The following is a 14,512-nucleotide window of genomic DNA, read 5'->3' on the forward strand; positions in this document are numbered from 1 at the left end:
CCCGTGGCCGGCCCGCACGCCGACGCGGCCGGCCGCGCCCCCTGTCGTCCCCGTCCGTGTCTTCGTCCGTGTCTCCGCCCCCGTCCCCGGGCCGACGTACGCGCGGTGCGGCTGCCGTGCACCGGGGCGGGCGCGAGACCACCGGCTGTCCTCCGGGTGCCGGACCGTCCTTGTCCCCCGCCGCAGGACCCGCCCCAGGGTGACGTCGGGTGCGCTCCGCCCGCGCCCGCACCGCACGTTCCGTACGCGACGAAGGCCGCCGATTTCGTGTTCCCGGCCGCCGAGGCCCCGTGCCGGGCGGCCGTTGCCCCGGCACCCGGGGCCGGGTCGCCGCGCCGCGCCGGTACCGGGAGCCCGGCGGACACGGGCATCTGCCCGGTGACCCGGTCACCGCCCGGGCTCGTCGGCGCCCGGACCACGACACCCGCGCCTCGGGCCGCGCGTTCCTCCGGGGCCTCGTGTCCCGGAGCCCGCTGAGCTGTCGTTCTCGCGGTTCCCGCTCCGGGATCGCCGCGCCTTCTGCTTCCCGACACCCCACGCCAGTGTGACGCGGTCTCTTGCCCGGGACGGCTGCCCAGGACGGCTCTCCCAGGACCGCGCGTCTGGCCCTGTCAGGTCCGGCGACGGGACCCTTGCCATCCTCCTGGTGGTCCCGCGCCCCTGGGCCGGGAGGGTCCCGCGTCGCACGCGCCAGCCACGAGGAGTACGCATGCAAAGCCAGATGCCGGCCCCCGGGGAAGGGCCGGCCCACAGCGGGCGGCCGATCCGGTTCCGAATACTCGGGCCGCTGACCGTGTACACCGACGACGGACGGACCGTCCCCGTGCTCGGCACCAAGCAGCGGGCCGTGCTCGGCCTTCTCCTCCTGAACGCCAACGACGTCGTCGCCACCAGCGAGTTGATGCGTGCGCTGTGGCCCGGCAAAAAGCCGGCCACCGCGCGGAAGATGGTGCAGAACGCCGTCTCCGCGCTGCGTACCGTACTCGCTCACGACGCCGGACTCGGCACCGAGGCCGTGTTGCTGACCCACGCGCCCGGGTACCTGCTGCGCGTCGATCCGGACCTCATCGATCTGCACCGGTCCCGACGGCTCGCCGAGCAGGGGCGCGGGGAGATGGCGGCCGGATCCGCCCAGTCGGCGGCCGAGTCGCTGCGCGAGGCACTGGGGCAGTGGAACGGCCCGGTGCTCGCGGATGTGGTCGACCTCGGCGTCTCCTCTCCGGCATTCGCGGCGGTGACGGACGAGCGGCAGTATCTGGTCGAGGACCGCATCGAGGCGGAACTCCGTTGCGGCCGGCACTACCAGATCCTGGGAGAGTTACGGCTGCTTGCCGAGCAGAATCCCCTCAACGAGCGGCTGTGCGGGCAGTTGATGCTCGCCCTGTACCGAAGCGGCAAGCAGACCGAGGCACTTGCCACGTTTCGCCGCCAACAGGCCCTGGTCGCCGACCGGTTCGGCGGCGAGCCCGCCCAGGCACTGTACGACCTCAGTCGCGCGATCCTGCGTCACGACCCCGCTCTCGGCCTGCCCACGCCGCCCGCCGCCGGCCTGCCCCGCACTCCGGCACCGGCCACGGCGCTCGTCACCGACCTGCCGACGCCGGCGCGGGAGCACGAGGCCCACCCCGACCCGGCGGCGCCCCTCGCGCCCGGTGCGACGCCCGTCACGGACGGTCCGCACCCCGTCGCGGACCCCTGTGCGCCGCAGTACGGCGCCGGGGAACGCAAGCGTCTGAGCGCGGTGCTGGTGCGGGTCGACGCGCACTCCCCCGGCGCCGAGGACGACGACGCGGAAGCCTTCGAGTGCGAGTTCCGCCGGGTCTCGAACATCGTCACGGAGGAAGCCGAGCGCTACGGCGGCACGGTGGCCGGCCGGATCGGCTCCACCCTGCTGATGCTGTTCGGGCTGATCCGTACCCGCGTGGACGACGGGCTGCGGGCCGCGCAGGCCGGGCAGGCCGTGCTGGACCGGCTGCTGCGGCTGCGCCCCCCGGGCGGCACGGCTTTCCTGCCCCGGCAGGTGTGGGTGGCGGTGTCGACCGGGGACGCGCTGGTGCGGTTCGCCGAGTCGGGCTCCGGCATCACACCCCTGGTCGTGGGGGCCCTGCTCGACCGCTGCCTGCGCCAGTTGGAGTCCGCCGAACCCGGCCGGGTCAGAGTGTGCGACGCCACCCGAAGGGCGATCGCGCTCCTCACCGGACACGCCACGGACGGCGTGGACGACGCGCCGTGGGCCGCGGAGACGGCGCAGCGGCCGATGACCGTCCCCGACACGAACACCCCGCTGGTCGAACGGGATTCGGGGCTCGACGTCCTCACCGCGCTCCTCAACCAGGCGATCGGCACCGGCAGACCGCACCAGTTCACGGTGCTCGGCGAGCCGGGCCTGGGCAAGTCCCGGTTCGCCGACGAGATCGGCAGGGTCGTACGCGCCCAGTACCCGGACGCGCATCTGCTCAGCGTCCGTATCCCCGCCTTCGGCCAGGCGCGCAGCCTGACCGCCTTCGGTGAACTGGTCGCGCGCTGCGCGGGGCTGCTGCCGACCGACCCTCCGGAGGCCGCCGACGGCAAACTCGCGGCGGCCCTGCACCGCTGGACCGGTCCGTACACGCAGGTCCGCTCGCGGACCCTCGGGCATCTGCGTGTCCTTGCCGGTCGGCCGCAGACGCACGACCTACGGGCCCAGGAGGCGCTGGCGGCCTGCCGGAAGATCCTGGAGGAGGCCGCGGCCGAACGGCCCGTGGTCCTGGTCCTGGACGATCTGCACCATGCCGACGACACTCTGCTGGACTTCGTCGACAGCCTCGCCGAGTCGTTGGCGCGGGTACCGCTGCTGGTGGTGACGACGGCACGGCCCGAACTGCTCGGCCGTGACCTCGACTGGGGCCGGGGACGCTATCGGCCGGCGAGCACCCTGAGCCTGGAACCCCTCGGCGAGGCCGCCGGAGCCCGGCTGCTCCAGGCGCTGTGCGAGGAACACGAGGTACACGAGGTACACGAGGTACACGAGGGGGACGAGGAGCACGGCACCCGGCCCGGGATCACTCCCGGCGACCTGGCCCGACTGACCGGTGGCAACCCGCTGTTCATCACCGAGTACGCGTCCTCGCTCGCGGCCCCGGCGAACGGGCGAGGCCGCGCGGACGGCCGGCCGGACGCCGGGCACCCTGCGGTGCCGGAACGGGTCCGGGCCGTCGTCGCCGAACAGATCGACGCCCTGCCCGGCGGGGCCAAGGCGGTGCTCCAGGACGCGTCCGTCATCGGCACCACGCTGTGGTCGGGCGCCGTCGCGGCCGTCGGCCGCAGGCATCCGGCGGACACCGAACGCTGGCTGACCTACCTGGAGCGGCGTCACATCCTGGTACGGGCGGACCGCAGCGCGGTGCCGGGTTCGGTCGAGTACGCCTTCCGCAGCGAATGGGTGCGGCAGGTCGTCCTCCAGTCGCTGTTGCAGCCCGCGAAGGAGCAGGTCCGGCATCGGGCCGGCGCCTGGCGTGCGGCACTCGTACCGGATGGTCAATGAGCGCCCAGTGGACGGGCCGTGGATGATTCCCCCTACGTCCGCGGTGACCTCGCTGAGATCCTGTTCGAGGGGCCCGAGGGACGTCGGACCCGTATGACGACACCGCGACACAAGTGTCTGCTGAGAAATCCGGGGGGCAGCGTCGCCCATGCCGAGATCTCGCAGTACAGGCAAGGGGGAACTCATGTCGTACAGCCAGTCGCAAGCCCATAAACCCGCCGATCGGTCGGTCACCGACACACCCGTCATGGCGGTCCTGCCGAACGAGGTCACCCGTCGGGGTGTCACCAGCCTCCTGGACAGCCTCGGCCACCGGCACCCGGTGACGGCCTGCGCCGATCCCGAAGAGGCCATCGGCCGGCTGCGCCGGGAGGTGTTCGGTCTACTGATCGCGTCCGCCGCCTATGGCGATGCGCAGCTCACCGAAGTGGTCCGGGAGACCGCCCAGTTCGGGGTCAAGTCCCTGCTGCTGCTGGACAGCGTCGAGCCGGAGCACATTCCGTGGATCGCTTCCATACCCTTCGACGGCTATCTGATGGAGGAGGATCTGACCACGGAGTCCATGGCGGAGGCGCTGCGCCGGCTGGAGCGGGGCAGGCTGCCCATTCCGGACGCCCTGGCCAGGCTGTTCATCACGCATGCGGGCCGTAGCAGGAACGGGCACCGTGTCCCGCGTATCCAGCTCACGCCCAGGGAGCACGCCGTTCTCGCGCTCATCGCGGAGGGTCTGAGCAACAGGATGATCGCCCATCGGTTCGGGATCTCGGAGCACGGGGTGAAACGTCATGTGGCGAACCTGTTGGCGAAGTTCAACTGCTCCAACCGGGCGCAGGCCGTCTCCGTCGCCCTTCAGCAGGGCCTGTTGACCTGAGCCGGCGGCGGGCCCGCGGTCGTCTCCGGCGGCGGGCCCGCCGTTCAGCGCGAGGCCGTCAGGGCCTGCCAGGCCCAGGGCGCCACGACGTCGGAGGCCAGCAGGTCCGGTGCCAGCAGCCAGTGCCGCAGGATGCCGATGAAGGCTCCCGCGGCGCAGTGCGCCCGCAGGTCCGCGGCGGTGCCGGCATCCCCCGCGCCGGGCGCCGGCAGTTGTCGCGCGACCTGCTCGGCGACCAGTTGCTGCAACCTGTTGAGGAAACGAGCCGACCCGCAGGGGCCGAGCATGCGTCGGTACAGCACGAGCCGGGACTCGACATGCCGGAAGACGTCGAGGAAGGTCTCCGGCATGGTGTCCGGGCGGTCCACCAGCGGGCAGCGGGCCAGCAGGCCGGTCAGCCCGGTCAGTTCGTCCTCCATGGCGTCGAGCAGCAACGCGTCGCGGTCGTCGTAGTGCTGGTAGACCGTCGCGCGGTTCACCGTCGCGCGTTCGGCGACGTGCGCGATGGTGATGCCGGACAGCTCGCGCTCGGCCGCGAGTTCCAGCGCGGCCGACCGGAGCAGCGACCGGGTCCGCGCCACGCGCGGGTCGACTCGCTTCGTCCCGGGGCCTGTCGTCGTGTCGGACATTCATCCAGGGTATCCCGGGTCCGCGACAGACGTCGCTGAGCGGTACGGCCCGGCCGGACGGTGGCCGAACGGCCCCTCCGTCCGGGCATGCGGGCGTCGTCGGACGGGCCGTCCGGACGGGCCTTGGGCCGCTGGGCCGGGGCCGTGAGGATGGCCGACGACTGCCGGCTTTCGGACGGAGGACCCCGATGACCACGAGCGAACAGAAACCGGTCGACGCCGAGGTGGACGTGTGTGTCGTGGGCGGCGGCGCCACCGCGCTGTTCGCGGCGCTGCGGTGCGCGCGGTCCGGCCGTACGGTGATCGTCGTCAGCCCCGACGCGCAGTTCGAGCCCGCCGGAGCGGGCATCTCACCGCTGCTCGCTCCGCCGACCCTCGGCCTGCTGGCCGCCGAAGGAGTGGAGGAGGAGCTTCTTGCCGGGGGCCAACGGGTGCTGGGCGCCGACGACTACGGGCCGGCCGGACTGCTCTCCCGCTGGCGGTACGCCGACCAGCCGGGCATCGCCCGCCCCTACGGGCTGACGGTGCCCACGGGAACCCTCGTCCAGGCCCTGCTCCGCGCACTGCGGGCCGAGCCCGCGGCGGCCGTACGGACCGGCCGCACCGTGACGGCCGTCGACCAGGACGGTGACGGCGTGCTGCTCACCTTCGCCGCCGCTGAAGCACCCGCGTCCGCGCAGGGGCCCGACCGGGTCAGGGCCCGCTACGCGGTGGCCGCGGACGGACGGCGCTCCGCGCTGCGCGAGCTGGTCGGCATCCCCGTGCGGGACTCGTTGTTCGGGAGGCCGGGCTGGCTGATCGCCGCTCCCGTCGTTCCGGACCGCGAACCCGTCCTGCTGGTGCGGCATCCTGCGCCGCAGGCGCTGTTCACCGTGCCCACGCCCGGCTCGTCCATGGCCGTCGTGTGGTGCCCGGACCGGCAGCAGGAGCAGGCGCTGGCGCAGGGCGGCGCACAGGCGCTCGTCGAGCAGGTCAAGGCCGTGGATCCGGAACTCGCCGACTGGCTGACCGGGGCAGCCGAGCGGACGTCGCCCGCGTTCCGTATCGACTTCTCGATGTGGCGCGCCGCGTCCTGGCGCGCGGGACGGGTGCTGCTGCTCGGGGAGGCCGCGCACGGACTGCACACGCTCGGCGGTCAGGGCCTCAACCAGTCCCTGCACAGCGCGGTGTCGCTGGCCCGTGCGGTGCACGAGGCGGTCACCGGCGGCGACGGTTCCCGCGTCGACGCCTACGAACGCATCCGCCGCCCCTATGTGGAGCGGCTGCAGGATCTCCAGTGGAACACGCCCGCCCTGCGCTCCTACAGCGCCGAGCCGCCGGAGCGGGGCGCACACCAGGACTTCATCGACGTCATGACCACGTTGCAGCCCGAGCTGGCCGCCCAGCTCGCGGCCGGCACCGTCTGACGCACCCTTGCGCGCCTGGCCGGCCGCACCCCCGCGCCGGCCGCGCCTCCCGCTGTCCGCGCACCGCTGTCACCGTGCTGTCCAGGTCCGGTCCGCCGTCCGCGGGCCGGACCGTTCGCTGTCCACGGCGCACCGGCGGGCCCGGTCGGCCCGCCGCCGATCGGGCACCTCCCACGGCGCGGCCCGGGCAGCCGCTCGATCGGCCGGGCCATCCGCGCCTTACCGGAGCAAGCCCGTGCCGGAAGGCTGGGGACACCGCCACAGGAGGCGGCGGCGGTCCACCGCCGCCGCCTTCGCGTCACGCACGAATCGAGGTCGACATGGATCTATCGGACGGCTGGTGGACACCGCACGGCGGGTACGCCGCCCGCGTGCTGTCGGCGCTGGCCGCGCAACCGGACCGGGCCGCCGTACGCTGGCGCCGACACACCTGGGGCGCCGGTGAGTTCGCCGCCTCGGTCGGCGAAACGGCCCGCGTGCTACAGGCGGCGGGGGCCGGCCCCGGCCGGGTGGTGGGCGTCCTGACCTCGTCCAACAGCCCGGACATGCTCAGGGTCCGCTACGCGGCACACCTGCTCGGCGCGGCCGTCTGCCACATCCGGTCCACCAACCCGGGTACGACCACGGGGATGCTGCCCGTGGAGGCGCAGCTGCGCATGCTGCTCGACACCCGCGTCGGCGTGCTGTTCGCCGACGCGGAGCACGCGGAACGCGCGCGGGTGCTCGCCGAGTCGGCGCGGGGCCGGGTCGGGCTGGCGGGCGCGGCCGCACCGCGCACCACCCCCGGCGCGGCCACCGTCACGGCCGCCGGGTGGGATCCGCGCGCCCTCGCCGTGATCGGTTTCACCAGCGGCAGCACCGGCAGGCCCAAGGGCATCCGGCTGTCGGCCGCCGCCTGGGACAACCTCGTCTCCGTGACCGGGCAGTCGTTCGACCAGGAGGCCGAGCCGCGGCTGCTGGTGGCCACGCCGCTCAGCCACACCGTGGCGACCATGGCCGACGCCGTCCTGGCGGCCGGGGGCTCGCTCGTGCTGCACGAGGACTTCGAGCCCGCGGCGGTGCTGGGGGCGCTGGCCGAACACCGGATCACGCACACCTTCATGGCCACGGCGCACCTGTACCGGTTGCTCGACCACGAGCCGAGCGCGCGGCCCGACCTGTCGTCGCTGCGCCAGCTCATCTACACCGGGTCCGCGGCGGCTCCGGCGCGGATGGCGGAGGCGGCGGAGCGCTTCGGGCCCGTACTGGTGCAGGGTTACGGGACGAGCGAGAGCGGCCGGATCACGTTCCTGCACCCGGGCGACCACCAGGATCCGAGTCTGCTGTCGACCGTGGGCCGGCCCTTCCCGGAGAACGAGATCCGGATCTGCGCTCCCGGTGCGGACCGGCCGATGGCGGCCGGCGCGACCGGTGAGGTGTGTGTGCGCTCCCCGCATCTGATGGACGGCTACTGGGCCGACCCCGCGCTGAGCGTACGCACCCTGTACCGCGGCTGGTACCGCACGGGCGACCTCGGCCGCATCGACGAGCGGGGCTGTCTGCATCTGCTCGGCCGGATCGCCGACGTGGTCAAGGCCGACGGGGTCCTGGTCCATCCGGCGGTCGTCGAGCAGCGGATCCTGACGCTTCCCGGTGTCGCGCAGGCCGCCGTCTACGGCGTGCGGGACGCGGATCTCATCGAGCATCTGCACGCCGCCGTCGTACCGCGGCCGGGCGCACGGATCGGCGCCGAGGACGTCCGGGCGCACATCGCCGCCGGTCTGACCGGCGCCCAGGTACCCGAAGAGGTCCTGATCCTCGACGAGTTGCCCCTCAACTCCGGCGGCAAACCGGACCTGGTCCGGCTGCGTCGCGCCTGGCACTCGGCGACTCCATCGAACACCCCCGTATGAGAGGTGAGTTGACGCCATGAACACGCACTTGGAGTACTTCTCGGCCGAGATGGGCCGCCTGGGCGCACAGCGACGGGACTTCCTGGAGATCGGCCGCCGGGCCGGCCGGTTCCCCAGCGCCCTGGCACGGCTGCAGGACGCGCCCACCGACGTGGAGATCAGCGTCTGGTGCAGCAACGACTACCTCGGCATGGGCCAGCACCCCTCCGTACTGGAGGCGGCCAAGGGCGCCGTCGACGCGTTCGGAGCGGGCTCCGGCGGCTCGCGCAACATCGGCGGGACCAACTTCTACCATGTGCTGCTGGAGCAGGAGTTGGCGGAGCTGCACGCCAAGGAGTCGGCCCTGGTGTTCTCCTCCGGGTACACGGCGAACGACGGCGCGCTGACCGTGCTGGCCGGCCGGGCCCCCGGCACCGTCGTGTTCTCCGACCAGCTGAACCACGCCTCCATCATCGACGGCCTGCGGCACAGCGGCGCCGACAGGCGCATCTTCCGGCACAACGACGTGGACCATCTGCGCGAGCTGCTGGCCGCCGCCGAGCCCGACCGGCCCAAGCTGGTCGTCCTGGAGTCGGTGTACTCGATGTCGGGGGACGTCGCACCGCTGGCCGAGATCGCCGATGTGGCCGAGGAGTACCAGGCCACCACCTTCGTCGACGAGGTGCACGCGGTGGGCATGTACGGTCCGCAGGGCGCGGGCATAGCCGCCCGGGAGGGCATCGCGGACCGGTTCACCGTGGTCATGGGCACGCTCGCCAAGGGCTTCGGCACCGCGGGCGGCTACATCGCGGGGCCCGCCGACCTGGTGGACGCGGTCCGTACCCTGTCGCGCCCGTTCATCTTCACCACGTCGCTGCCGCCGGCCACCGCGGCCAGCGCGCTCGCCGCGGTCCAGCATCTGCGGTCCTCCGAGGCCGAGCGCACCAGGCTGGCCGCCAACGCCGGTCTGCTGCACCGGATGCTGGGCGAGCGGCGGATCCCGTTCGTGTCGTCCGACTCGCACATCGTGTCCGTCTTCGTCGGCGACGACGCGCTGTGCCGGGCGGCCTCGGCGCTGCTGCTGGAGCGGCACGGCATCTATGTGCAGCCCATCAACGCGCCCAGCGTGCGGGCCGGGGAGGAGATCCTGCGGGTCGCGCCGTCCGCCACCCACACGCTCGGCGACGTCGAGAAGTTCGCCGAGGCGCTCGATGTCATCTGGCAGGAACTGGGCATCGCGCGTGGCGGTGTCCGCGGCGCCTGACCGGGGGCGACGACCGGCCCGGCGGGAGGGCGGTGGCCCGGCCGGGCCACCGGCACGGGGTCGTGGGACTCCCCCGGCCCACGGCCCCGTGCCGCCCCTCTCCGTCTTCCCGTGTTTCCGTCTTTCCCGTGTTCTCCGTTTGTCCGGTGTTTCCGGTGTTTCTGTGTTTCCGGTGTTTCTGTGTTTCCGTCCGACCGGGCCGGTACGGCCCGGCCCTGGTGCCAGGCCCTCGCGGCCGAACGGAGTTGATGGCCGATGCCTCTGTCGATGGCTGCCGTGCTCAGCGAACCGGCCGCACGGCGCCCCCACCATCCGGCGCTCGTCTTCGAGGGCCGGGAGATCTCCTACGCGCACCTGTGGCACCGGGCCCGGCAGTACGCGGCGGTACTGGCCGGCCATGGGATCCGCCCCGGTGACCGGGTGGCGCTGCTGCTGGCGAACACGCCGCACTTCCCGATGGCCTACTTCGGGGCGCTCGCGGCGGGCGCGGTGGTGGTGCCGGTGCACGCGCTGCTCAAGGCGGGCGAGATCGAGTATGTGCTGCGGGACAGCGGGGCCCGGCTGCTGGTGTGCTCCGGGTCCTTCCTCGGCGAGGGCGGCAGGGCGGCCGAGGCCGCGGGTGTCGCCGTACTGTCGGTGTCGGCCGATGAGGAGCCGGAAGCCGCGCGGCTCGACGTGCTCGCCGAACAGGCCGTGCCGGTGGACCACTACGTGCCCCGCGAGCCGGCGGACACGGCCGTCGTTCTGTACACCTCCGGCACCACCGGCCGGCCCAAGGGGGCGATGCTGACCCATCTGAACCTCACCATGAACATCGGCGTCACCCTGCTGGCCCCGTTCGGTTTCGGCCCCGACGACGTCCTGCTGTGCCCGCTGCCGCTGTTCCACACCTTCGGTCAGATCTGCGGCATGGGCGTGTGTTTCCGGGCCGGGGCCACCATGGTGCTCATGCCGTCCTTCGACGCCGCCGTGGCCGTGGAGCTGATGGCCCGTCGCCCCGGCATGGTCCTCATGTGCGTACCCACGATGTACATCGCCCTGCTGGACGCGGCCGAACACCGGTCCGGGCCCGGCCGGCCGCGCCTGGACCGCGCGTACTCCGGGGGCTCGGCACTGCCGGTGCGGATCCTCGAAGAGGTCCAGGAGGTGTTCGGCTGCCCCGTGTACGAGGGGTACGGCCTCACCGAGACATCGCCCGTGGTCGCCTACAACCAGCCCGGTCTGCCGCGCCGGCCGGGCACGGTCGGCTGGCCGGTATGGGGGGTGGACGTGGCCATCGCCGCGGCCGACACCGAGGGCCGGATCGTGTGCCTGCCGGCCGGTGAGGTCGGCGAGATCGTGGTGCGCGGGCACAATGTGATGGCCGGATATCTGGGCCGCCCCGAGGCGACCGCGGAGGTGGTCGTGGACGGCTGGCTGCGCACCGGGGATCTCGGCGTCCTCGATGAGGACGGCTGTCTGTCGCTCGTGGACCGCAAGAAGGACATGGTGGTCCGCGGCGGCTACAACGTGTATCCGCGGGAGGTGGAGGAGGTGCTGTCCCGGCATCCGGCCGTCGCCGAGGTCGCCGTGGTCGGCGTGCCGCACCCCACGCACGGCGAGGAGGTGTGCGCGGTGGTGCGCGCCGCGCCGGGCGCCGCCCGTGATCCGGCCGGCGCCGCCGACCTCGGGGCGCGGATCGTGGACTGGAGCCGGCAGCGGCTCGGCGCGTACAAGTACCCGCGGCGGGTGGAGTTCGTCGACTCCTTCCCGCTGGGTCCGAGCGGCAAGGTGCTGAAACGGGAACTCGTGGCCCGGCTTGCGGGCTGACGCGGGAAGCGGGCGCTGTCCGGCACCGGGAGGTGTGCCGGACAGCGCCCGCTTCTGTGTCACTCGGCGGCGGCGAAGGCGCGGGCGAGTCCCGCCGTCCACTCGTAGGAGTCGGTGACGCCCCTGAGGGAGCCGTCGAAGCGGGGGGCCACGAAGCGGGCCAGCAGTTCCAGGCTGCGCCTGGTGGGCTCGCGTTCGGCCCAGTCCTGCACGTTGACCAGGAGCCGGCCGAAGCCGCCGGTCTCCTGCTGGACGTCCCGGATGGCCTCCACGCACTCGTCGACGGAACCGGCGATGGTGCTGCGCCGGTCGATCAGTTCCTCCAGCACCGTGCGGGCCTCGGCGCGTGAGTGCACCGGCGGGGCGCCGAGCAGCGACCAGTACTCGTTGCGGTAGCGCATCCATCCGTCGACGATCTCGTCGAGCGCCTGGGCCCGGCTGTCCGACACATGCACGGTCAGGGCCACCCGCCAGTCGGCCCGGTCCAGCTTGTGGCCGTGTTCGGCGGCCGACTCCTCGGCGTGCTGCCACTGGCCGACGAGATCGCCGATCCGGCTGCCGGGCTTGGGCGGTACACCGAACGACAGCGGGGTGATGCCGTACTGGCCCGCCAGCCGCATGCCGAACGGGGACACCGCGCTGGAGACCGCCATGGGAAGGCCCGCGGGGGTGCAGGGCCGCAGGTGCAGTCGCGCGTCGCGCAGCTGGAACCAGTCGGTCTCGCGGGTCACCGGCCCCTCGCCGGCCACCAGTTCGCGGATCACCTCCAGCGCTTCCGCGGTACGGCGCCGGGTCTGTGCGGGGTCGATGCCGAGGAGGTGCATGTCCGTGAGGATCGAGCCCGCTCCGACGCCCAGGGTGAACCGGCCGCGGGTGAGGTGGTCCAGCTGGAGCGCACGCGAGGCGACCATGTAGGGGTGGTGGTAGGGCAGGCTCACCACCCCGGTGCCGAGGCGGATGTGCCGGGTCCGTTCGGCGGCGGTGGCGATGAACAGCTCGGGGGAGCCGATGGTCCCCCAGCCGGCCGAGTGGTGTTCACCCACCCACAGCTCCTCGTAGCCGAGCCGGTCCAGCCACTCGGCCAGTTCCAGATCGCGCCACAGGCTCAGGGCCGGGTTCTCACCCAGTGGGTGCAGCGGCGAAAGGAAGGCTCCGAAACCTATCCGTTCCATGGGGCTCCTCAGTCACGAAGTCACCGGTACGAGGCCGCACGAGGTCGGCCGAGGTCGTCCGGGGTCGGCCGACAGCGGTGCCGGTCAAGTCTGGCGGTGCCGGCGCGGGCCGTTACCCCTCGAACGGACTGGCCCTTGCGCGGCGTGCGCCCGTGTCGATCGAGGTGCCCGACCGGGTAGGCACGCTCGCCACGCCCACTCTTCCCAACACGTGTTGCTAAACCTACAAGTGTTGTGCAAGCCTGAGGCGTTGGCTGTGGGAAAAGAGAGGAAAGACCGACGTGACGACCCATCAGGCGGCATCCCCGGCGGACGGCTCCGAACGCATCGACCGCGATTTGTGGTGGCTGAGCGCCATCATGGCCTTCGGCAGCTTCGCCGGGCTGCTCGACGCCACCATCATCAATGTGGCGGTCGGGCCCCTGTCCACGGCGTTCGACGCCGATATCGCCACCGTGCAATGGGTGGTGACGGGATATCTGCTCGCCATCACGGCGACCCTCCCGCTCGGCGCCTGGACGATGGCCCGTTTCGGGGCCCGGGAGACGCTGCTGTTCTCGCAGGCCGTGTTCCTGCTGGGTTCACTGCTCTCGGGGCTCGCCTGGTCCGCGTCCAGCCTGATCGTCTTCCGGATCCTCCAGGGCGTCGGGGGCGGTCTCGCCCTGCCAGTGGGTCAGGCCCTGCTGGCCCAGGCGGCGGGGCCGAGCCGCCTCACCCGGCTGATGTCGATCGTCACCGTGCCCGCACTGTTCGCGCCGCTCGTCGGGCCCTCGCTCGGCGGTGTCCTGGTCGACCACGCCAGCTGGCGCTGGATCTTCTTCATCAACGTGCCGTTCGGCGTGGTGACCATCGCCGCGATCCTGTGGCGGGTGCGCAATGTCATCGCCCCGTCCAAGGACACCGCGCTGGACGCCGTGGGCCTGGTGCTGCTGGTTCCCGGTCTCGCCGGGCTGGTCTACGGTCTGTCGGAGGCCGGCTCGGCCGGCGGCTTCACCGGCGTACGGGCCGTCACCGGCCTCGTCGTCGGCGTCGCACTGACCGTGGCGTTCACCCTGCACGCCCTGCGCCGGCGCACCGAGGCCCTGCTCGACCTGGGGCTCTTCAAGGTACGGGACTTCACCGCCGGCAATCTGACGAGTCTGCTCATGGCCGTCGCCATGTACGGAGTGCTCATTCCGCTGCCGCTGTACTTCCAGGTGGTCCGGGGCACCAGCGTGCTCACCTCCGCCCTGATGCTGCTGCCCCAGAGCATCGGCTATCTGATCGCCGTCGCGCTCCTCCAGCGGCTGACGACGCTCGTGGGCGTACGGGCCGTCACCCTGGTGGGCGTGGTCCTGGTGGCCGTGGGCACCCTGCCGTACGCGTTCATCGACGCCGACCCGAACCAGTTCCTGCTCAACGCGGCACTCGTCGTGCGCGGCATGGGACTGGGCGCGTCGATGATGCCCACCATGACCGCCGCCTTCGGCAGCGTGGCCAAGGAGGTCGTGCCCCGCGCCACGAGCGCCTTCCATGTCTTCCAGCGCGTCGGCGCCTCGCTGGGCACGGCGGTGCTCACCGTGGTCCTGCAGAAGGAGGCGCTGCGCCATCTGCCCGAGGGGGTACCGGGCCTGACGGCGGTGGTCCCGGGCAGCGCCGTCGCCCACGGTCTTGCGACGGCCTTCAGGGCGCCCTTCTGGTGGGCTCTGGCCTTCACCGCGCTCTCGCTCGTGCCCGCGCTGTTCCTGCCCGGCCGCCGCCCGGCCGCCGCGCCCGGCGGCGCCCCCGCGCCGGCCGGCGCGGCCCCCGCACTGTCCGACTGAAACCGACAGCCCCTCCGAACCAACCGCCCCGGGGGGGGCCCCCCCCCCCCCCCGGCCCGCCCCCCCCCCCCCCCCCCCCCCCCCCCCCCCCCCCCCCCCCCCCCCCCCCCCCCCCCCCCCCCCCCCCCCCCCCCCCCCCCCCCCACCCCCCCCCCCCCCCCCCCC

Annotated in this window: 9 protein-coding genes; 7 read left to right on the forward strand and 2 right to left on the reverse strand. The window is 73.0% G+C overall.

The window, feature by feature from the left end:
• Positions 1 to 709 precede the first annotated feature (709 nt).
• Positions 710 to 3,523 (forward strand): ATP-binding protein, encoded by a 2,814-nt coding sequence (locus ABT245_RS44675; RefSeq protein WP_351746575.1) that lies wholly within the window; start codon positions 710 to 712, stop codon positions 3,521 to 3,523.
• Between the two features lie 247 nt (positions 3,524 to 3,770).
• A complete protein-coding gene (locus tag ABT245_RS44680) occupies positions 3,771 to 4,394 on the forward strand; it encodes a response regulator transcription factor (RefSeq protein WP_351746578.1) in 624 nt (207 codons plus the stop codon).
• A 44-nt stretch (positions 4,395 to 4,438) separates the two neighbouring features.
• Here ABT245_RS44680 and ABT245_RS44685 read toward each other — a convergent pair whose 3' ends face one another.
• Positions 4,439 to 5,023, reverse strand: a complete 585-nt coding sequence (locus tag ABT245_RS44685) for a TetR/AcrR family transcriptional regulator (RefSeq protein ID WP_351746581.1) — start codon at positions 5,021 to 5,023, stop codon at positions 4,439 to 4,441.
• Positions 5,024 to 5,211: 188 nt separating this feature from the next.
• Here ABT245_RS44685 and ABT245_RS44690 point away from each other — a divergent pair, with 188 nt between their 5' ends.
• From ABT245_RS44690 to ABT245_RS44705, 4 genes are all read left to right on the forward strand, one after another.
• Complete coding sequence (locus tag ABT245_RS44690; protein ID WP_351746584.1) at positions 5,212 to 6,429, forward strand: FAD-dependent oxidoreductase; 1,218 nt, start codon at positions 5,212 to 5,214, stop codon at positions 6,427 to 6,429.
• A 320-nt stretch (positions 6,430 to 6,749) separates the two neighbouring features.
• Positions 6,750 to 8,321, forward strand: a complete 1,572-nt coding sequence (locus ABT245_RS44695; protein ID WP_351746587.1) for a class I adenylate-forming enzyme family protein — start codon at positions 6,750 to 6,752, stop codon at positions 8,319 to 8,321.
• A gap of 16 nt (positions 8,322 to 8,337) precedes the next feature.
• On the forward strand, positions 8,338 to 9,564 hold the full coding sequence (gene hemA, locus ABT245_RS44700; RefSeq protein WP_351746590.1) for a 5-aminolevulinate synthase: 1,227 nt from the start codon (positions 8,338 to 8,340) through the stop codon (positions 9,562 to 9,564).
• A gap of 255 nt (positions 9,565 to 9,819) precedes the next feature.
• Positions 9,820 to 11,373, forward strand: a complete 1,554-nt coding sequence (locus ABT245_RS44705; protein WP_351746592.1) for a long-chain-fatty-acid--CoA ligase — start codon at positions 9,820 to 9,822, stop codon at positions 11,371 to 11,373.
• A 59-nt stretch (positions 11,374 to 11,432) separates the two neighbouring features.
• Here the strand turns inward: ABT245_RS44705 and ABT245_RS44710 are convergent, their stop codons facing one another.
• Positions 11,433 to 12,545 (reverse strand): LLM class flavin-dependent oxidoreductase, encoded by a 1,113-nt coding sequence (locus tag ABT245_RS44710; protein ID WP_351746595.1) that lies wholly within the window; start codon positions 12,543 to 12,545, stop codon positions 11,433 to 11,435.
• Between the two features lie 281 nt (positions 12,546 to 12,826).
• On the opposite strand from ABT245_RS44710, the gene ABT245_RS44715 reads away from it, so the two are divergent.
• A complete protein-coding gene (locus ABT245_RS44715; protein ID WP_351746597.1) occupies positions 12,827 to 14,347 on the forward strand; it encodes a DHA2 family efflux MFS transporter permease subunit in 1,521 nt (506 codons plus the stop codon).
• The last annotated feature ends 165 nt before the right edge of the window (positions 14,348 to 14,512 follow it).

The organism is Streptomyces sp. NPDC001508, from assembly GCF_040298665.1.
In the GTDB taxonomy this organism is placed as follows: Bacteria; Actinomycetota; Actinomycetes; order Streptomycetales; family Streptomycetaceae; genus Streptomyces.